Below are 20,037 nucleotides of genomic sequence, written 5' to 3' on the forward strand. Positions count from 1 at the left end.
TCGGTTTGGGGTTTTTTCGTACGATTTAAGGTTTCGTATGACAAAACAACGCAATCTTTTCGTAATATGCAAACAATGTTTGTTGTTTTTTTGACTTCCGTTGTGTGAGAGGGTAAAAAGAAAGCCCGACAGCAGGCTGTCGGGCTTATATATCCTTATTATATAAGGATTATTTTTCTTTCTTTTCCGGTCTTTCTTGTCTTTCCGGTCTTGGAAGCAATACTTTGCGGGACAGTTTGAATTTACCGGTTTTCGGATCGATGTCGAGTAACTTCACGTCGATTTCGTCACCTTCCTTGATTCCGGCTTCTTCTACCGTTTCCAAACGTTTCCAGTCAATTTCGGAAATGTGGAGTAAACCGTCTTTACCCGGCAAGAACTCAACGAATGCACCGTAAGGCATGATGGAACGTACTTTACCTTTGTAGACTTCGCCTACTTCCGGTACGGCTACGATACCCTTGATGATACGCATTGCGTCGTCAATGGATTTCTTGTTGGTTCCGGCAATTTCAATTCTACCGATGTTGTCTATTTCTTCAATGGTGATCGTTGCGCCGGTCTCTTCCTGCATTCCTTGGATAATCTTTCCGCCCGGGCCGATTACAGCGCCGATGAATTCTTTAGGAATAGTCATGGTTTCGATACGGGGAGCATGCGGTTTCAGGTCGTCATGCGGTTCCGCGATACATTCGGTGATTTTGCTCAGAATGTATTCGCGTCCTTCTTTAGCCTGCAGCAATGCCTTTTCAAGGATTTCATAAGACAGACCGTCTACCTTGATATCCATCTGGGTAGCAGTGATACCGTCTTTTGTACCGGTTACCTTGAAGTCCATATCGCCAAGGTGGTCTTCATCACCGAGGATGTCGGACAGTACGGCATATTTTTCTTCGCCTGCGTTCTTAATCAATCCCATCGCGATACCGGATACGGGTTTCTTGATTTTTACACCGGCATCCATCAGAGCCAATGTTCCGGCACATACGGTAGCCATGGAAGAAGAACCGTTTGATTCGAGAATATCGGATACTACACGTACTACGTACGGATAGTCGGCAGGAATTTGTCCTTTCAATGCACGCCATGCAAGGTGACCGTGACCGATTTCGCGACGGCCTACGCCACGCTGTGCTTTAGCTTCACCCGTAGAGAACGGCGGGAAGTTGTAGTGCAACAAGAAACGTTCTTTTCCGTGTTCCAAAACGTCGTCGATAATCTTTTCGTCCAGTTTTGTTCCTAAAGTAACGGTAGACAAAGACTGGGTTTCACCACGCGTGAAGATGGCGGAGCCGTGAGGGCCGGGCAGATAACCGATTTCACACCAGATAGGACGGATTTCGGTAGTCTTACGTCCGTCGAGACGTTTGCCTTCGTCCAGGATAGAACGGCGCATGGCCTCTTTCTCAACATCGTGATAGTAACGGTCGATAAGCGGAGCTTTTTCTTCCAGCTCTTCTTCGCTGAACTGCGCTTTGAATTCTTCGCGGATGGCATCGAAAGCATCCATGCGTTCGTGCTTGTTCTTATTGCCGGAAGCGGCGATTGCATAAGCCTTGTCATAGCAAGCGTCGTGAACAGCCTTGCGGAGCTCTTCGTCGTTTACTTCGTGGCAGTATTCGCGTTTTATGGTAGAACCGACCTCTTCTGCCAACTCCATCTGGGCTTTACATTGTATCTTGATCGCTTCGTGAGCGGCTTTCATGGCTTCCAGCAAATCTTTTTCGGACACTTCGTCCATTTCACCCTCTACCATCATAATGTTCTCATAAGTGGCGCCTACCATAAGGTCCATATCGGCTTTCTCCAGTTGCTCGAAGGTAGGGTTGATAACGAATTCACCGTTGATACGCGCTACACGTACTTCGGAAATCGGTCCGTTGAAAGGAATATCTGAAACTGCGAGGGCGGCAGAAGCTGCAAGTCCTGCCAATGCGTCCGGCATGTCAACGCCGTCTGCTGAGAAGAGGATGATGTTTACATATACCTCTGCATGAAAATTGTCGGGGAATAAAGGGCGGAGAGCACGGTCTACGAGGCGGCAAGTAAGGATTTCATAATCGGAAGCGCGACCTTCGCGTTTTGTAAAACCTCCGGGGAAACGTCCGAATGCGGAGAATTTTTCTTTGTACTCTACCTGTAACGGCATGAAATCTGTTCCGGGAACTGCGTCCTTGGCGGCACAAACAGTAGCTAGAAGCATGGTGTTGCCCATACGAAGCATTACAGAACCGTCTGCCTGTTTTGCCAGCTTTCCCGTTTCGAGCGTGATGGTTCTGCCATCAGGAAGCTCGATCGTCTTAACAATTGGGTTAATCATAAAAAATGTTTTATATCTATTTTCTTTCAAAATTCCCGCAAAGATACATATTTTATTCGTGTAATGCGGTGGGAATGAGATAAAAAGTTTGTATTTAGCTGTTTTTTGCACTTTTATAAGTGTAAGAAGCGGGAAAATGCTTTGACTAACCGTGAAAAGGAGTATATTTGCACGTTCTTTTTAGAAAAATACACGAAATATGAAAAAGATTCTTTTTGTAGCGTTGGCTGCTCTGGGCCTGAGCGCATGTGATTCCGAACCGAAATTTAAAGTGGAAGGCGAAATATCCGGTGCTGACGGCAAGACGCTTTATCTGGAAGCTTCGGCTTTGGAAGGTATTGTTCCTTTGGATTCTGTCAAGTTGAAAGGTAACGGTACGTTTGCTTTCAAGCAGACGCGCCCGGTATCTCCGGAGTTTTATCGTTTGCGGGTGGATGACAAGGTGATCAACTTTTCCATAGATTCTACGGAAACAGTTCGATTGAATGCACCGTATACGGATTTTTCTACGGCTTATACCGTAGAGGGATCGGCCAACAGTGCGAAGATAAAAGAACTTACCATGAAACAAATGCAGTTGCAAACCAATGTGAATGCGTTGATTCAGAGCATGCAGGCGCATAAGATGGGTGCGGATGTGTTTGAAGACAGCCTTGCTACATTGATGAAGAACTATAAGGATGAAGTGAAGATAAATTATATTTTTGCTGCTCCCAATACGGCTGCCGCTTATTTTGCTTTGTTCCAGAAGCTGAATAATTATCTGATATTCGACCCGTTGAACAATAAAGATGATGTGAAATGTTTTGCCGCTGTGGCAACCAGCTTGAATAACTACTATCCGCATGCCGACCGTTCAAAGAATCTTTATAATATCGTGATAAAGGGAATGAAGAATACCCGAGCTCCGCAGCAAAAGGTAGTGGAGCTTCCTACAGAAGCTGTTTCGGAAACGGGCATCATCGACATTAACTTGCGCGATATGAAAGGTAATATGCATAAGTTGAGTGATTTGAAGGGCAAAGCTGTCATTTTGGATTTTACAATCTATCAGAGTGCGGTTTCCCCTACACATAATTATATGCTGCGTGATTTGTATGACAAGTATGCCGGACAAGGTTTGGAGATTTATCAGGTTTCTTTGGATGCGGATGAGCACTATTGGAAAACAACCGCTGATAACTTGCCTTGGGTATGTGTGCGTGATGCCAATGGGGTGTATTCCAGCATAGCTGCCGCTTATAATGTGCAGTCGCTTCCGGCTGTCTTCCTTATCAATAAAAAGAGTGAATTAAGTGCTCGTGGTGAGTCAATTAAAGATTTGGATGCAGCGGTGAAGGCTCTGTTGTAACGTGTTATAAATTAGAAGATTTCATTTAAATATGTTACAAAGCACTACTTTTTGCTTGACACGCATTATTTAAAAGGCTATCTTTGCAAAGGAAAATAGGAAAGAGGGTTCCAGCATGCTGACCATGTTGGAATTCTTTTTTGTTTATAATACCATTAAAAAAACAATATAAATAAGAAGGAGGAAAAGTATGGCTTATATGTCAGAAGAAGGCTACAATAAATTGTTAGCCGATTTAAAACAGCTGGAAACGGTAGAACGCCCGAAAATTGTGGCAGCTATCGCTGAAGCGCGTGACAAGGGTGACTTGTCGGAAAATGCGGAATATGATGCAGCAAAAGAAGCTCAGGGTCTTCTTGAAATGAAAATCAATAAACTGAAGCAGGTGATTGCCGATGCCAAGATTATTGATGAGTCCAAGTTGAAGACCGACAGTGTACAGATATTGAATAAGGTGGAACTGAAGAATGTGAAAAATGGTATGAAGATGACTTATACTATTGTGTCTGAAAGCGAAGCCAACCTGAAAGAGGGCAAGATTTCTGTAAACACTCCGATTGCACAAGGTTTGCTTGGCAAGAAAGTGGGTGATGTTGCTGAAATTAAAGTTCCGCAGGGTATGATTAATCTGGAAGTAGTAAACATATCGTTTTAAAGGAAAGGCAGGTCCGTATGCGGGCTTGCCTTATTTTATACATATATAAAGTTATGGCAACAATATTCAGCAGAATTATCGCAGGTGAGATACCTTGCTATAAGGTAGCGGAGAATGATAAATTCTTTGCATTTCTTGATATTAATCCGTTGGTGAAAGGTCATACGTTGGTCATTCCCAAGCAGGAAGTGGACTATATCTTTGATTTAAGCGACGAGGATTTGGCTGCAATGCATATCTTTGCAAAGAAAGTGGCATTGGCTATCGGTAAGGCTTTTCCTTGCAAGAAAGTAGGTGAAGCTGTTTTAGGTTTGGAAGTCCCTCATGCACATATCCATCTGATTCCTATGCAAGACGAAAAGGATATGATTTTCTCCAATCCGAAGCTGAAATTGACAGATGAAGAATTTAAGGAGGTAGCCGAAGCCATTCGCATGGCACTCTGATAGATTTTATTTCCTCCCCTATATAAAAATGAAAGCGGCAGTTGTTGTATTCAACTACCGCTTTTTATTATACTTTCCTGTTATCGGAGAATCGTTTAAATATAATCATCTCCCAGTTTGATTTGAGCATCGTTTACATACTTACGTATGGAATGTTCTTCATCCTTTTTGCAAATCAGCAGTACATTATCCGATTCAGCGATGAGGTAGCCTTCCAATCCGTCGATGACGGCAAGTTTGTTTTGCGGAAGAACGACAATATTATTTTTGCTATTGTATAATAGAGACTGGCATTTCAGAGTAACATTCTCCGATTCATCTTTTTGAGAAAGGTCGTATAAGGAGCCCCATGTTCCTAAATCAGACCAGCCGAAATCGCCCAATGATACATATACATTATCTGCTTTCTCCATAATACCGAAGTCGATGGATACATTAGGACATGCAGGGAAGTTCTCGTCTATGAATTTCTTTTCTTCCGGTGTTCCGTATACATCCTTTCCGGCTGCCAGTTTGGTCGCCAATTCGGGCAGAAGTGATTCACCGGCTTTGATGATACTATTGACATTCCACATAAAGAGACCGGCATTCCAATAAAACTCTCCGCTTTCTACGAAAACCTTGGCTAATTCCAGTTCGGGCTTTTCTGTAAAGGTTTTCACTTTATAGAAGTTGCTGTCTATGTGTTCGGCTATCTGTATATAGCCATATCCTGTTTCCGGACGATTGGGCTTGATACCAAGAGTTAGAAGTTTGTCCGATTTTGCAACAAATGCCAAACCTTTTTCTATGGCTGAAAGGAATTCGCTTTCTTTTAGGATGAGATGGTCTGAAGGAGCGACTACTATATTGGCATTCGGATTCAATGCGCGGATATGATAGGCGGCCCATGCAATGCATGGAGCTGTGTTTCTACGAGTAGGCTCTAATAAAATCTGTTCAGGTTTTAACTCGGGAAGCTGTTCTTTTACTAAGTCTGCATATAAGTCATTGGTTACAACCAGTATGTTCTCTGTAGGAATTACTTTGCTGAATCGATCAAATGTCTGTTGCAATAATGAACGCCCTGTGCCAAAAAAGTCTAGAAATTGTTTCGGAAGAGTTTTACGGCTGAAAGGCCAGAAACGGCTACCGATTCCACCACCCATGATTACACAGAAATTATCCTTATTGGTTATCATATGAAATGTTTTAAAAGTTTCTGCTAAAGTACTGCATATTTTATAAACAAGGAATGTTTGCAGGATATTTTCTTACTTTTTTCGCCTTTTTTTGCAGAAAGTATTGCAGGTTTCAAAAAAAGCCGTATCTTTGCACCGCATTTGAGAAATCAAGCATGCCCAGATGGCGGAATCGGTAGACGCGCTGGTCTCAAACACCAGTGGATTCACTTCCATCCCGGTTCGACCCCGGGTCTGGGTACTGAGGCGGAGAAAGTTGAAAAACTCTCTCCGTTTTTCTTTTCTACTCCTCGTAACTCGTTGGTTTGCTGATAAATTAAATCAAGCACTTTGTTATAAGAATTGGTTCGATATGTTTTTCCGTCAAATTCGATTTTTTCGGGAAACATCGAACTTATTAGCTTAATCTTCACCCCTACAGACGCATTTCTTATATAGCTATCTATATTGTTTATCAGATTGATAGAGTAGTTTAGTTTTGGTTCGATATTACTACGGTTAGGGTTCTCACGCATTTCAACTTGTTGTTGTATGGTTGAGGCTTCTTTGGTGTATCTCTCCAACATTCTGTTATATTCTTCTTTGGTTAAATCTCCGTCCAGATATTTATCTTCAATGCTGTTGATGCGTTTTTGGACAGTAGAAAGTTCATTTTGTAGTGCTACTACTTCTTTCTTACTTTCTCCTTTGCGTTCGTTTTGCAAATCCTTTAGAATTTCGTTATACAAGTTCAATACCGTTTTATTGGGCTTTAATTGGGCTGTGTATCGAGCGAACTCTTCGTTTACGTTCTCTGCTCTCATTCTTATATGTTTTTGATTGTTACAACAAAAGTAGTAGGTGTATTTGCCGCCATTGCCCGAACTTGTCGCACCAGTTAGGGCACAACCACATACGGGACAGATTAAAAACTTCCGCAAATACAAATCGGGATTTATGGCTTTGGATAGTTTGGGTGTTTTCTTTCTTTTACCGTCCAAAATCTCTTGAACTTTATAGAATGTTTCTTCGTCTATAATTGCTTCATGTTCACCGTTTACATAATATTCGGGTTCTCCTTTGTAGGCTGGCACACGAATTTTACCGATATAAAATTTGTTACGTAGCATTTCAAGAAATGAACTTTCGGGTATATTATATCCTTTTCTAGCAAACTTCCTACGGATATAGCAAGGTGTTTCAATACCTTTAGCCACTTCTTTAAACATGGCTTGTATAAATGGTGCTGTATTGGTATCTATTTCTACATGGGTTTCATGTTTGCTAATACGTACATTCTTATATCCTCTTGGTGCTTTATTAGCACATTTTCCTTTTGCCAATGTTCCATGAATACCGTCCATTGTGGCTTTTGACCTCTTGATGTTGTCGCATTGTGCCGAGCCTATGTGTACTCCCAATAATAGGGGCCAAGTGTCTGAATTGAAGTCTAAAGGTGCTTCGATTGCATTTGGTTCAACTCCCAATTTAAGTAATTCTTTTAGGTTCTCACTGGCACTGATAATGTCTCGTGAATATCTATCCCACCGTAAGAATAGTAATTTGTTTACTCTACCTTTGTTTTTACGTATATAATTCATTATTCCTTGTATGACAGGGCGTTTTTCAAATGTTTTAGCACTCTCATCCTCTCTGTATGGGATATTGTTAATGATGTTATATCCCATTTGGTTACAATATTTCCGTAGGCGTTCTTCTTGTACGTCTAAGCTGGCTCCTAATGTTTGTTCGTCTGAACTTACTCTGCAATATATTATTACATTCATAATTCTTGTTTTTTAGTTAATTCTATTTTTTCATTCTCTATCTGCAATTCTGCTAATAGGTATAGATACTGTCTAATTATTTTTACTTTCTCATTATCGTATTTCTTTTTACCTTTATTGAGTATTGTTGCGCATTGTTCCAGTGGTATCATTAGATACTGGTATTATTGTGTTGCAATGTGTGATGCAACTTATTCTTACACATTCAATCAATCCACAAGGCAAGTAAGTGCTTAGGCATGAATGTGCTTCTTGCCCCATATATCATTCATTGTTTGAAGTAAAAGATATTTTTTAAAGTGAATTGATGTACCAACATTGCAAATATACGACCTATAGATACGATTACCACTTTTGATACGTAAATTATGTTAATTGGGTTAATTTTCGAAGGGTGTTGATACTTGTTCCCGTCAGTTTTGAGGTATTTCGCAGTGAATACCCTCTTTTCAATAGTCTAATTTCTTCTGCATATTCTTCTTTCATGGTTTCATTGCTTTTACTATATCCAACTTTTCGTCCTACCTTACCGCCACTGTTACGAAAGTTCTGATAACCACTTGCCACACGTTCACGAATTGTTTTGCGTTCCATTCGTGCTACTTCGGCAAGTATAGTGATAAGAAACTGGCTCATAGGATTGATTTCTCCCTCTGGAGTAAGCGTTTCAATATTATAATTTTGAATGAATACTGATACTTTGTTTTGATTGAGTATCTCTATAGCTTGCAAAACTTGTAAAGTATCACGTCCAAGTCTGGACAATTCGGTTACTAGTACCTTATGTATGTTGTGTGAATTGATATAGTTTATCATATTCATTAATTCTATGCGTTCAGTATTCTTTTTCGCTCCAGATACCTTTTCTGCAAATACAGCCTCAACAGTCCAGTTGTTTGCTGAGGCTAATGTCTGCAAATCATTTATTTGACGTTCATAGTCTTGTGTTCCGTTGGTGCTTGATACTCTTGCAAATATTACTACTTTTTTCATGGTGTTACTTGTTTATGATGCAAAGATAGTGATGTATATTTAATATAAATCATTTCTGGTGTTAAATAAGGCTAGAGATATGGTAAATATTAAATATTTATCATTTCTTTGTGGAGTAAAATATGCACAATATGGATAATAAACAAGAAAGAACAGTTGTTCACGTTGAATACAACGGACAGCATTACTATTTTGGCTCACTCTCTGCAATTTATACGAAATTCAGTCCTAAAGACTTGGGTATCGCATTGGGGACATTAAGAAATTATGGATTGAAAGAAGAAAAGCCGTACCAGAACTCTCTGTGTACTATAAGAAAAGGTTTTTTGATAACGATGCCTAAAAAGTAAAATAGTTATTCTACATCCAATAGGTCTTTTAGTCTAACTCCTAAAGCAAGACTTATTTTATATGCGTTTTTTATTGTTAGATTGGTGCGCCCTGCTTCAATCCGTGACATATTAGCTTTCTCAAAGTTGCATTTAGCTGCCAAGTCTTGTTGGCTTATTCCTTTTTCAAGCCTTATTTCCTTTATTTTATCTCCTATTTTAATGAAAAGTTGCTGTTCATTCATTTTTTCTATAGTTATCATTTGTGATAACAAAGGAAAGGGCTTATCTTTGCAGACTGGTTATCATATATGATAACTAATAAATTCTTAATTAATTAAACTCTTATAAGATGAAAAAGAATGTATTTATTTTGTTTGTAGTTCTTTTAACTACTAGTGTGTTTATGTCTTGTTCCAGTGATGATGACAATGACAATGGAAAAGTTGAAAATACCATTATTATCAATGGTAAAGAGTACCTTAATGATGAGTCTGCATCTGTGTCGTACAACTCTTATAGCCAGTCTATTAGTTTTGAAGCAGGCTTTAGTAATCCAGAAAGTCTTATGGATATAAGTTACTTTACGATTGCAAGTAATGATGCTGCTAGTGTAGATAAGCTAACTAACGGAATGGAACTTAATGCTAAAGTTAAAGAATTTGTAAAAAATACAGATTTAGGCTCTAGCTATACTTATACTACGGTAGGTGGAAAAGTCGTTGTGGATAATGTTACCTCTGAAAGTATAACGCTTCGTTATGATGATTTTAAGTTTACAAAAAATGGTGGTGAATATACGATAAAAGGTAGAGTTCTTTATCATAAGAATTAATCACAATAATCTTTTAGATTAAACTGACACAAAAAGAAGTGTATCAATAGGTCTTTTGATAGATTATATTGATACACTTTTTGTTTTGATACACAAGCCTCATCAAAGTAACAGATTACGTATCTTTTCAATAGGGTTTTCGCTGGTTGAGGCTGATGTCATTGCATGATAAACCGTTTCAAACTTTTTCATTCGTTTACTTGCACCACTGCGTGAGTTGAATTTGTTCCTAACATCTTGCTCCAGTAGTTTTAAGTCACCATTATACCTTTCAAGAATGATTTTCATCGCCCAATTCTCGTAATCGTCAAAAATAGTGTTTGGTATATTGGCTGTGGAGTTGCCAAAAACCTTGTCAAATAGAATAAGAATAGGGTTTGTGTCAGAGTTTAGGACACTAGATATTTTGGTATCAGTTAAATTCAGATACTTCATTATCTTTTTAGGCGTGTCTAATGTAATTTCAAATCTGGTTTTCTCTTTGAAATAGTCTATTATTGATTGTGGTTGTGATAGGCTATTTAAAAAGTCTTTATTGTGGCTGGTACATATTTCTTTTTCTTTATTATATAAGGTGATTGTCTCCGTACAATCTTTGGATTTCACATCTTTTGTAAAAGTGATGCCCTCTTTATCGTAATGTGCCCACTTGAAGCGTCTATAGTTGTTTACTTGCGAATTAAGAACGTCCAGAAGATTGTCACTTAGAATAAGGTTTGCGTCATAAGTTACATCTACTGATGTAATTGCCCCATTTAATAAGATACTATCTACGTCAATCTCACAAATATTTAGTTGGTTTATATTGGTTAGACATTCTTTAATTGTATCTCTTGAAATTAAGTCTGGATATTTTTCTTTCAAAATCTTACTGGAAAATTCAAGAGTTAAGGTTTGTTTTACATAACTGACAGCTATATAAAGGTTATAAGATATATTTATATCATCTTTAGAACTGTAAAATATACCTATTCTTTCTCCACTACGTGAATGAAACATTTCATTAAACTTCACTTTTGTAGCAAGAAGATATTTATAGTTGGATTTAATTTTAATTCTATCAAAAGTGATTAATCGTTTCTTTTCATATTGCGATTTCATTAAAAAATTAAAGTTATTCTTTTATTCTTGTGGGAAATGTACTCTGTAGGCTACAATTTCCCCCTTTGATAATGGAATATTTCAAAGGATTATGAAAAGAGAGGGGTTATTGCCCCTCTTTTTCTGTTTTATCACTTGGATTATCATCTGGTTTGACTGGTATAGTCTTCCAGTAATTAGTCATGCCTTGTGATATTGCTTGGATATGCGAAGCTGACTTACTTCTACCTCTTAATGATTGACTGATTTTTGCTTTGGTATCGTCTCCAAGATTGCGATACATTCTTTTTCCTATATTATCCATATTAATTGATTTTATACCAGATAAATAGTAAAATGAAGTAAGAATGTAAAGAATAGTAGGTTGATTTCACAGAAAAAATATCTGGACCAGAAAATTTAGATACAGAGTCGTTTGTTCTTATTAACCATACCTGCTAAAATGGGGTATTTTAAGAGCCGAGTTACGGTGCTATGTCTTGTCTATTAACCACATAAGAGATAAACCTTAATTCACTTACAAACTAATATGTTATTTACCATACTTGCTTTGTATCATTAAATATTTTATCTTTGTGGCTGAGAAATAGTTAATTTGAAATGATGTAATCTAAATATAAAAGGTAGGCTTTTATATTGGTATCCATTCCCGTAGTTCCCAAATTAAGTCCAAATCATGTAGGAATTGGTTCGAGAACAGAACGGTTAAGGGTACGAATAAACCCTGATAATCGCTTGGTTATCAGGGTTTTCTACTTTCATAGGGCGTACTAAATGTGTACTGAATGACGAATACAAAGAAAAGGTGTACTTTTATAGTTTTTCTCCCTGCGTCTTTATGATTTCTTAACTATTACCTTATCTTTTCTTCCTTATTATTGCCGATGTTTTCGGGAAAAGTGAGATTCTTACCTTATATTTGTAGTAAGAACGTTTAAAGGCACACGATTATGGAAAATCATATAGAAACCAATTTCAGAGAAATACAGAAGATATTAGATAGTTGTATAGCGCATGACTATAAAACTAAAGTAGATGCACTATTTTTAAAACGTGAATATTTGACGCAAGCCCAGCTAAAGGATTATTTGCGGCAAGAAATTTTCCGTGTGACTGAAAATATTGTAGCCATCCAACAAAAATACCGTGTCGTGCGTAACATTGTATTGGACATGGATATTCCCGATTTTTTGTGGGAAAGTGGTTATTTTGAGGACTTGAATTCTGATGAAAGAAAAAAGTATATCGGTTTCCGCTGCTCTGATTTTGATATGGATGCATATTTGCATGAACCGTCCTGTTATGATGGGCGGCTTCCTTATTTGTCCATTATCGTTAATCTTGTCGTGCTTTCCAAATATTTGCGCTATCTGCAAGAACAGGAAAGCAATTACCATACAGATGCGGTTGCCATCCAAGAGCAAGCCTTGCCAAAAGAGAAAGAGGAAAGTGCAGATACTAATCCAACCAAGATTGTGGGCAAAAGCAATCCTTTCAAGTCCACGTTGAAAGCTAATGAAATCAAACTTCTGACCGACTGTGTGAATGAAGCGAATATGTTTACTACTACCGTCAGTGCCAAAATACTTACCGATTTTTTCAACTGCAAACTGAATGGGGTATTGAAAGTTAATAATACCCGTCTGTTAGCCTATCTTATGATGCAACTTAGCTGTTATAATTACATCGTTTATGAATGGCAGTCTGTCATAGCAAACAATAAGCTGATATTGAAGAAGATAAAAGGTGAACCGCTTACACGTACTGACCTGTCGAGTGCGACAGACCAAGCAAAAAACATCTATCCGAAAGGATATGAAATCATAGACAAATACATCAAACAACTGCAAAAAGGTTGAGCATAGATTGAACGCTCAAACAAAGGTCAATTAGACTTCATTTTCAAGCTCTTAACTTTGCCCCCGTTAACAAAAAAACGAGGGTGCGCACCTTCATATTGTTTCACCTAAATTCCTAAACAATATGGAAAGAGATTTAGAGTTAAGAGTTTCCGAACTCGAAAAAATGTTGTTCCTTTCAAAGAACGTGCTTAGCTTCGATGAAGCGAGCAAGTTTTTGAACCTTTCTAAAAGTTACCTGTACAAGCTGACTTCGGGTAACTTGATACCTCATTACAAGCCGCAGGGCAAAATGCTTTATTTTGAGAAAGCGGAGTTGGAAGCATGGTTACGTCAGAACCCGGTCAAGACGCAGGCGCAGATAGAGCAGGAAGCGCAGAAGTATATCCTTAACCATCCTCTAAAGAAATAACGGCTATGGAAAATAGAAAAGCGACAGAAGCCGGGCAGGACGTCACCATGCAGAAAGAGGATTTCGCAGCCCTTTGGAAAACCATTCATCTAAAGGTAACGGACACTTACGAAGTACCGCCCGAAATACTCTGGGTGAACGGCTCTACCATTGGCACGCTGGGTAATTTCAGCGCATCCACGGGTAAAGCCAAGAGCAAAAAGACATTCAACATTTCCGCTATCGTTGCGGCAGCGTTGAAGAATGACGAGGTACTGAAGTATTCGGCATACCTGCCACCGAACAAACGGAAAATCCTCTATGTAGATACCGAGCAGAGCAAATACCATTGCCACAAGGTCATGGAGCGTATTTTGCGGCTTGCCGGACTACCTACCGACAAGGACAGGGACGATTTTATTTTCATCGTGCTAAGGGAGCAGACACCCGACAAGCGGAAACAGATTATTGGCTATATGCTTGAAAATATGCCCGATGTGGGGTTGCTCATCATTGACGGAATCCGTGACTTGATGTATGACATCAACAGCCCCAGCGAATCAACCGACCTAATCAACCTCTTGATGCGCTGGTCAAGCGGATATAACCTGCATATCCATACTGTTCTACATTTAAACAAGGGGGATGACAATACAAGGGGACATATCGGTACGGAACTGAACAACAAGGCTGAAACCGTCCTGCAAATTACCAAAAGCACGCAGGACGGCAACATAAGTGAGGTAAAGGCGATGCACATACGTGACCGGGAGTTTGACCCGTTCGCATTCCGTATCAACGACAGCGCATTGCCGGAAGCTGTGGACGGTTATGTATTCAAGCAGCCCAGCCAAGACAGGGGCTTTCCACTGGCAGAACTGACGGAGCAACAACACAGGACAGCTTTGGAAAACGGTTTTGGCAAACAGGTTATATATGGTTACGAGAATGTCCTAAAGACCTTGAAACAGGGTTATGCGAGTATCGGCTATAAGCGTGGACGCAATATCCATGTGGAACTTAACAAGTTCCTTGTGAACAAGCGTATGATTGTGAAAGAGGGCAAGGGCTACCGCTATAATCCCGATTTCCATTATTAAAAGTCAGTTTGGTTTAGTCCGGGTGTATATATAAGAGGAACGGACTAACTATTTCCCTGTATTGGTAACAAGCAGGTTTAGTATGGTACGGGTATATATATAACGGACTAAACAGGACTGGCGCACTTTTCAACTATTTTTTAATCCCCAAAAAAGAAAATGTTATGAACATCGAAGATGTGAAACAAATACCCATCGCAGACTATCTGCACAGTTTAGGCTACTCTCCTGTCAAGCAGCAGGGCAACGGCTTATGGTACAAATCACCGTTAAGGGAGGAACACGAACCGTCTTTCAAGGTGAATACTGACCGCAACCTTTGGTATGACTTTGGCGCAGGCAAGGGCGGTAACATCATCGCACTGGCAAAGGAACTCTATTGTTCCGACAGCCTGCCATACCTGTTAAACCGGATAGCGGAACAGACACCGCACGTCCGCCCGGTCTGTTTTTCTTTTCCCCAGCGTAGGACAGAACCGAGTTTCCAACATTTGGAAGTCCGTGACTTGACCCATCCGGCATTGCTCCGTTACTTGGAGGGACGGGGTATTAATATCGGACTGGCAAAAAGAGAATGTAAGGAACTCCATTTTACCAATAACGGCAGACCGTTCTTTGCTATCGGTTTCCCGAACATGGCAGGAGGTTACGAGGTTCGCAATTCCTTTTTTAAAGGCTGCATCGCCCCGAAAGACATCACCCATATACGGCAGCAGGGAGAGCCGAGAGAGAAGTGTTTGGTATTCGAGGGTTTTATGGACTATCTTTCTTTCCTCACGCTCCGGATGAAGAACTGTCCGACCATGCCCGACCTTGACAGGCAGGATTATGTCATACTCAACTCTACTGTCAATGTGCCGAAAGCCATTGACGTGCTGTACCCGTATGAACGCATTCACTGTATGCTTGACAATGACAAGGCAGGATATGAAGCGACACGGGCTATCGAATTGGAATACTCCTACCGTGTGCGTGACTTCTCGGACAATTACAGGGGGTATTCGGACTTGAACGATTACCTGTGCGGCAGGAAGCAGGAACAGAAGAACAGCACCAGCCAAGCGCAGGCGATAAAGCAGGAAACCGGACAACGTACCGCCCCAAGACAGAAAAGGGGCAGGGGTATTTAGTCCGGTAGGATTACCAGCGGCAGGCGGTTTAACTTGGAGAGCAAGGTTATGTTTCGGTAGACCGAAACTACCTTTCTTTGCTTGACAGCAAAGAAAATTTCTCCCGTTGGTCGCAATTTTTAAGATACCATTTAAATGTAAAAACCTATGACGAATATAAAAGATAAGCCGGGGGGACGTCCGGCAAAGAAACGGATAGAGAAGCAGCAACGGGTAGTCAGCACGAAGCTGACCGAGTTGCAGTATTACGCCATCAGGAAGCGAGCCGGGGAAGCCGGGTTGCGTATCAGTGAGTATGTCCGGCGGGCGGTTGTTTCGGCAGAGGTCATACCCCGGCTGAACAGGCAGGATGCGGACACCATCCGCAAGCTGGCAGGGGAAGCCAACAACATCAACCAACTGGCGCACCGGGCGAATGCCGGAGGTTTCGCACTGGTGGCGGTGGAACTGGTGAAATTAAAAAACAGGATTGTCGAAATTATAAACCAGTTGTCGGATGATTGGAAAAATAAAAAAGGGAAGCGGGTTTAAGGGCTGCGTAAACTATGTGTTGGGCAAGGAACAAGCGGCTTTACTCCATGCGGACGGGGTACTGACAGAAAGCCGGGGAGATATAATCCGCAGCTTCTGTATGCAAACCGGGATGAATCCCGACTTGAAAAAGCCAGTCGGACATATTGCGCTAAGCTATTCGGCAGTGGATGCGCCCAAATTGACGGACGAGAAAATGATACAGCTTGCGCAAGAGTACATGCGTGAAATGAAAATCGCCGATACGCAGTATATCATCGTGCGCCACCAAGACCGGGAACACCCACATGTGCATATCGTGTTCAACCGTATTGACAACAACGGCAAGACCATTTCGGACAGGAACGATATGTACCGCAACGAGCAGGTATGCAAGAAGCTGAAAGCCAAACACGGGCTTTATTTTGCTAGTGGGAAAGAACAGGTAAAGCAGCACCGCTTGAAAGAGCCGGACAAATCGAAATACGAGATTTACAACGCTGTAAAGAATGAAATCGGCAAATCCCGAAACTGGCAGCAGTTACAGGGGCGGTTAGCGGAAAAGGGTATTACTATCCGGTTCAAGTACAAAGGGCAGACAAACGAAGTGCAGGGCATATCCTTTTCCAAAGGTGAATACACGTTCAAGGGTTCGGAGATAGACCGTAGTTTCAGTTTCTCCAAACTGGATAAATGTTTCGGGGATGCAGGACTGAACGCTGCCGGAAACTACCGACAGACAGTTTCCGTACCTGTTCAGGAGCCAGCGCAGACACCGGGCAAAGCCGACAATCCGTTACTGGCAGGCTTGGGCGGTCTGTTCTCCGCTTCATCCTCTCCGGCTGATGAAATGCCCGATGATTCCTTTTTGAGAAAGAAGAAGAAAAAACAACTAAAGTTATAAGCGTATGGAGGAAAATTTGATTTTAGAGGGGCTTCTTTCAATGGTTACAGAACTGAAAGAGAAGCAGGAAGCACAGGTAACGCCAGCCAGTCGGGAGGAAACTCTTGAAAGGCTGAACACAATCGAACAGGCATTGTCGGAACTGCACAGTAACCCGGCTGTTCCCGAAAAGGATTTGCAGCTATCCGAAGCCAGCTTGACGAGATAAGGAACAGGATGCAAGGTCAGCAGAAACATATCGAGGACACCAAGAAAATAGTATTGGAAACCTACCGTTGTTTCAAGGTAATGATTGATGCTTTGGGCTCTTGCAAGACGGATAAAGAGGAAGCTGCGCCCTTACCGCTCTATCAACGGATTTACAACAAGGTCGCTTCTTGGATTCGTCCGGGATTGTTCCTTTTTTCGGCAGTGCTGGTTATCTGTTCCGTTTCCATATTCTTGAATGTCCGTTTGGCTGAACGTATGCAGCAGTTGCAGGACAACGATATGAAATACCGCTACATTCTGATGAAAGGGGAAGCGGATGGGGGCTGTCTTGATTTGCTGGAAACGAATTTCAGCAGGGAACGGGATAACGCTTTCATCCATAGCCTGACTGATTCGGTGACGGGTTTTGAATACCGCAGCAGGAAGCAGGCGGAAGCGTTGGAACGTGTAAGGCTGCTCAATGAACAAGCCGAGCGGTTGAAAAAGGAAGCCGATAAGCTGGGTAAGCAATAAAAAGTAGGATATGTAAGTTGCAATATTAAAGTTTGCTAATAGATAGAGAAAGGTGCAGTATATTGTTCGTGATATATTGCACTTTGTCTATATTTGTTGAACTAAATGATAAACTTGAAAGAATATACTATGGCTAAGACTTATACATCTCCATCTTTGAAGGTATCTCCATATCCATATATTGGGATTATTAAATCATATGATAAAGTTAAAAAGTATGGCTATATTATGGTGCTGTACAAGCGAGACATTTTCTTTCATATAAAAAATTCTAATATATTGAATCCCAAACCTAACACATTTGTTTCTTTTAAAGTTAGAATATCTGCAGTTTCAGGAAGAGTTGAAGCGTATGCACTTGATACTATTTTCAACTATAAAGATGAGCTTTTAACACACCAAGAAAATCTACTTGTTAGTGATATATCTCTTATTCATTATTGCCATCCGCAGCTAATGGAAGAAGATTTGCATAAACGAATGAAAGAAGAATATGATATACTTAATAATATAGATGATTATATTGACAATTACGATATCTTTAAAGCTATAGATTCTTATAGTGTAGAGGTTGTAACTGGGCATATATATAAACCTGGAGATGATGATGTTGCTTGGGTTAGCTATGGAGGAGATAGAAAAACTGGAAAATTTATAATTGAGAAAAATTTTAAATATGTAAGGGATGTTTATGTAGACACAATATTACCACCTTACCACGAAGAAATATTTCATGATAGAGGATTCTGTCCTTGGGAGCAAATGCTTGAAAGTTTTGGGGATTTAACTTCCTATCGTCAAGAAGCTGTCAAAAAGACAACAGAAATCAGAAATCAGGCAAAAAATCTGTATAATAAACAAATGCATAAAGAAGCTATCGTCAGATTTCTTACCGATAAGATTTTAAATGAATCAATGCAATATCAGCGCAATATTGAGCGGAGTATTAATGATTCATTAGCTTATGGCTATCATTTGAATTTTCGTTTGAATGATATGACATTTTTGTAAGCTATCGCTTATATACGAGGTGTATAGGATAAAATTTGTAAACTGTCAATCGAAGAACAGTACCCAAGAAATTTTTTCAGTTCTCTTTGTATAGAGAATAAAATATCACTTGATGTTAAATTGACGGTATGGCTAATTGATACATAATAAGTATCTTTCTTTCCATTGTATATATATTCTACTTTATATTCCATAATTACTAATTAAAAATCTTTCTGCAAAGATAGCAATAAAGTTTGATCATGTAATCTTATTGCATGTTTAAATGCTGGATTTGTTTTTTTGTTACAAGTTTGTTTGAGAAATGAAGGTTCTAATTTCCTCTTCTGATGGAAGCTCTATCATGTACTTCTGTACAAAGATATTCGGGTCTAATCCGGCAGTGGCATACTTTACCAATGTATCTCCTTTTTCGGTACACAGCAAAATGCCGATAGGCGGATTATCATCCGGCTGCATCACTTCCGCTTTGAAATAGTTCAGATACATATTTAGTTGCGAAGCATACTCATGGCGGAACTTGTCTATCTTCAATTCCACAATAACATGACATTTCAAAATGCGATGATAGAACACAAGGTCGGCAAAGAAATAATCTTCATCAATCAAGATGCGTTTTTGCCGGGCTTCAAAGCAGAAGCCATGTCCCATTTCCAATAGGAAGCGTTGCAAGTTGTCAAGAATGGATTGTTCCAAATCGTTTTCCGTCACTAATGCACGTTCATTCAACCCTAAGAACTCCAAAGTAACAGGGGTATTGATAACATCTTTAGGTTGTAATAAGGTTGCTTGTTGCTGGACTAAAGCGGAGAGGGCTTCTTTGTTTTTGGATAGTCCGCTACGTTCGTAATATAAAGATGCGATTTGTCGCTCCAACTCCTTTACAGACCAGCAGCCACGAATGGTTTCCATTTCATAGAAAGCACGTTTTACCGGGTTCTCAATTCCCGATATAGTGTTTAAATGGGTGGAAGATAATCTGTTGAATAATCTATCAGCCGGAATCATCCATGTTTCGGTTTGTGGGTATTCTGTTGATAGTTTCCAAACGCCATTTTCAGATTCGGCGGTCACCAACCGCCGAATTGGTTCAGTGAATTCGGCGGTCAATGACTGCCGAATTTGAATTTGTGATGCAATGTATTGTGTAACAGGCTCTTTTAGTTGTGGATAAACGAGGTACAGCCGCCTAAATTCACGGAATCTACGTTCATTCAGACCTTTTGTTTTCAGTCGTTGTTCCAGTCTTTTCAACAATTGTTCACCGTAGGCGGCACGGTCTTCTCCGTTCTGCTCAAACTCCACGATATAGCACCCCATAAGCCAGTTACGGGAAGTAAGGGCAAGGTTTACAGCGTGTGCGGCTTGTGCCTGCAACGTGTTCTGTATCGTGCTGATATGTTTTACTAATGCTTCAAAGTTCATAGTTACA

The 20,037-nt window shown here is 40.2% G+C and carries 21 protein-coding genes, 1 tRNA gene and 1 pseudogene; 14 read left to right on the forward strand and 9 right to left on the reverse strand.

The annotated features are described in order from the left end of the window. Positions 1-169 precede the first annotated feature (169 nt). Positions 170-2,320 (reverse strand): polyribonucleotide nucleotidyltransferase, encoded by a 2,151-nt coding sequence (gene pnp / locus I2F54_RS02020; RefSeq protein ID WP_118466968.1) that lies wholly within the window; start codon positions 2,318-2,320, stop codon positions 170-172. Positions 2,321-2,519: 199 nt separating this feature from the next. On the opposite strand from pnp, the gene I2F54_RS02025 reads away from it, so the two are divergent. The 3 genes from I2F54_RS02025 to I2F54_RS02035 all read left to right on the forward strand — a co-directional run bounded on the left by I2F54_RS02025 (position 2,520) and on the right by I2F54_RS02035 (position 4,772). Then, positions 2,520-3,671, forward strand: coding sequence for a TlpA disulfide reductase family protein (locus tag I2F54_RS02025; RefSeq protein WP_022218452.1), 1,152 nt, complete (start codon positions 2,520-2,522; stop codon positions 3,669-3,671). Between the two features lie 190 nt (positions 3,672-3,861). Beyond that, positions 3,862-4,326 carry a transcription elongation factor GreA gene (gene greA, locus I2F54_RS02030; RefSeq protein ID WP_009122218.1) on the forward strand — a complete coding sequence of 155 codons (465 nt, stop codon included), beginning with the start codon at positions 3,862-3,864 and terminating at the stop codon, positions 4,324-4,326. 53 nt (positions 4,327-4,379) lie between these two features. Further along, positions 4,380-4,772 carry an HIT family protein gene (locus tag I2F54_RS02035; protein ID WP_195500404.1) on the forward strand — a complete coding sequence of 131 codons (393 nt, stop codon included), beginning with the start codon at positions 4,380-4,382 and terminating at the stop codon, positions 4,770-4,772. Positions 4,773-4,867: 95 nt separating this feature from the next. Here I2F54_RS02035 and I2F54_RS02040 read toward each other — a convergent pair whose 3' ends face one another. Continuing rightward, positions 4,868-5,953 carry a mannose-1-phosphate guanylyltransferase gene (locus I2F54_RS02040; protein ID WP_009122220.1) on the reverse strand — a complete coding sequence of 362 codons (1,086 nt, stop codon included), beginning with the start codon at positions 5,951-5,953 and terminating at the stop codon, positions 4,868-4,870. A gap of 157 nt (positions 5,954-6,110) precedes the next feature. On the opposite strand from I2F54_RS02040, the gene I2F54_RS02045 reads away from it, so the two are divergent. Beyond that, positions 6,111-6,194, forward strand: a tRNA-Leu gene (locus I2F54_RS02045). On the opposite strand, the gene I2F54_RS02050 is transcribed toward I2F54_RS02045, so the two are convergent. The 3 genes from I2F54_RS02050 to I2F54_RS02060 form a co-directional block, all read right to left on the reverse strand. Beyond that, the gene (locus I2F54_RS02050; RefSeq protein WP_195500405.1) at positions 6,160-7,719 is read right to left on the reverse strand and encodes a recombinase family protein; all 1,560 of its coding nucleotides are present in this window, start codon (positions 7,717-7,719) and stop codon (positions 6,160-6,162) included. The two genes, I2F54_RS02045 and I2F54_RS02050, sit on opposite strands and share 35 nt — an antisense overlap. Further along, complete coding sequence (locus I2F54_RS02055; RefSeq protein ID WP_005804039.1) at positions 7,716-7,871, reverse strand: hypothetical protein; 156 nt, start codon at positions 7,869-7,871, stop codon at positions 7,716-7,718. Before I2F54_RS02055 ends, I2F54_RS02050 begins: the two co-directional genes overlap by 4 nt. 214 nt (positions 7,872-8,085) lie before the next feature. Continuing rightward, complete coding sequence (locus tag I2F54_RS02060; protein WP_195500406.1) at positions 8,086-8,712, reverse strand: recombinase family protein; 627 nt, start codon at positions 8,710-8,712, stop codon at positions 8,086-8,088. Between the two features lie 131 nt (positions 8,713-8,843). On the opposite strand from I2F54_RS02060, the gene I2F54_RS02065 reads away from it, so the two are divergent. Further along, entirely contained in the window at positions 8,844-9,062 is a 219-nt protein-coding gene (locus tag I2F54_RS02065) for a hypothetical protein (RefSeq protein WP_016268865.1), read from the forward strand. Between the two features lie 5 nt (positions 9,063-9,067). Here I2F54_RS02065 and I2F54_RS02070 read toward each other — a convergent pair whose 3' ends face one another. Then, positions 9,068-9,304 carry a helix-turn-helix domain-containing protein gene (locus tag I2F54_RS02070; RefSeq protein WP_017141732.1) on the reverse strand — a complete coding sequence of 79 codons (237 nt, stop codon included), beginning with the start codon at positions 9,302-9,304 and terminating at the stop codon, positions 9,068-9,070. A gap of 89 nt (positions 9,305-9,393) precedes the next feature. On the opposite strand from I2F54_RS02070, the gene I2F54_RS02075 reads away from it, so the two are divergent. Beyond that, a complete protein-coding gene (locus I2F54_RS02075; RefSeq protein ID WP_005804045.1) occupies positions 9,394-9,876 on the forward strand; it encodes a hypothetical protein in 483 nt (160 codons plus the stop codon). A 102-nt stretch (positions 9,877-9,978) separates the two neighbouring features. Here I2F54_RS02075 and I2F54_RS02080 read toward each other — a convergent pair whose 3' ends face one another. Both I2F54_RS02080 and I2F54_RS02085 read right to left on the reverse strand, forming a co-directional pair. Beyond that, positions 9,979-10,977, reverse strand: a complete 999-nt coding sequence (locus tag I2F54_RS02080; protein ID WP_195500407.1) for a phage/plasmid replication domain-containing protein — start codon at positions 10,975-10,977, stop codon at positions 9,979-9,981. Positions 10,978-11,083: 106 nt separating this feature from the next. After that, entirely contained in the window at positions 11,084-11,281 is a 198-nt protein-coding gene (locus I2F54_RS02085) for a hypothetical protein (protein WP_032571534.1), read from the reverse strand. 646 nt (positions 11,282-11,927) lie between these two features. Between I2F54_RS02085 and I2F54_RS02090 the strand changes: the two genes are divergently transcribed. From I2F54_RS02090 to I2F54_RS02125, 8 genes and pseudogenes are all read left to right on the forward strand, one after another. After that, on the forward strand, positions 11,928-12,836 hold the full coding sequence (locus tag I2F54_RS02090) for a hypothetical protein (RefSeq protein WP_007479974.1): 909 nt from the start codon (positions 11,928-11,930) through the stop codon (positions 12,834-12,836). A gap of 124 nt (positions 12,837-12,960) precedes the next feature. Further along, complete coding sequence (locus tag I2F54_RS02095; protein ID WP_149946031.1) at positions 12,961-13,248, forward strand: helix-turn-helix domain-containing protein; 288 nt, start codon at positions 12,961-12,963, stop codon at positions 13,246-13,248. Positions 13,249-13,253: 5 nt separating this feature from the next. After that, entirely contained in the window at positions 13,254-14,327 is a 1,074-nt protein-coding gene (locus I2F54_RS02100) for an AAA family ATPase (protein ID WP_195500408.1), read from the forward strand. Between the two features lie 164 nt (positions 14,328-14,491). Continuing rightward, positions 14,492-15,457, forward strand: a complete 966-nt coding sequence (locus tag I2F54_RS02105) for a toprim domain-containing protein (RefSeq protein WP_195500409.1) — start codon at positions 14,492-14,494, stop codon at positions 15,455-15,457. 147 nt (positions 15,458-15,604) lie between these two features. Then, positions 15,605-15,988, forward strand: coding sequence for a MobC family plasmid mobilization relaxosome protein (locus I2F54_RS02110; protein ID WP_195500410.1), 384 nt, complete (start codon positions 15,605-15,607; stop codon positions 15,986-15,988). Beyond that, positions 15,954-16,871, forward strand: a complete 918-nt coding sequence (locus tag I2F54_RS02115; RefSeq protein ID WP_195500411.1) for a relaxase/mobilization nuclease domain-containing protein — start codon at positions 15,954-15,956, stop codon at positions 16,869-16,871. The genes I2F54_RS02110 and I2F54_RS02115 overlap by 35 nt, the downstream gene beginning before the upstream one ends. A gap of 4 nt (positions 16,872-16,875) precedes the next feature. Further along, positions 16,876-17,594 (forward strand): annotated as a pseudogene (locus I2F54_RS02120) (hypothetical protein). Between the two features lie 129 nt (positions 17,595-17,723). After that, entirely contained in the window at positions 17,724-18,605 is an 882-nt protein-coding gene (locus I2F54_RS02125; RefSeq protein ID WP_195500412.1) for a hypothetical protein, read from the forward strand. A gap of 285 nt (positions 18,606-18,890) precedes the next feature. Here I2F54_RS02125 and I2F54_RS02130 read toward each other — a convergent pair whose 3' ends face one another. Next, a complete protein-coding gene (locus I2F54_RS02130; RefSeq protein WP_195500413.1) occupies positions 18,891-20,030 on the reverse strand; it encodes a PDDEXK nuclease domain-containing protein in 1,140 nt (379 codons plus the stop codon). Positions 20,031-20,037 lie beyond the last annotated feature (7 nt).

The sequence above is a fragment of the Bacteroides clarus genome (assembly GCF_015555825.1).
GTDB classification, from domain to species: domain Bacteria; phylum Bacteroidota; class Bacteroidia; order Bacteroidales; family Bacteroidaceae; genus Bacteroides; species Bacteroides clarus.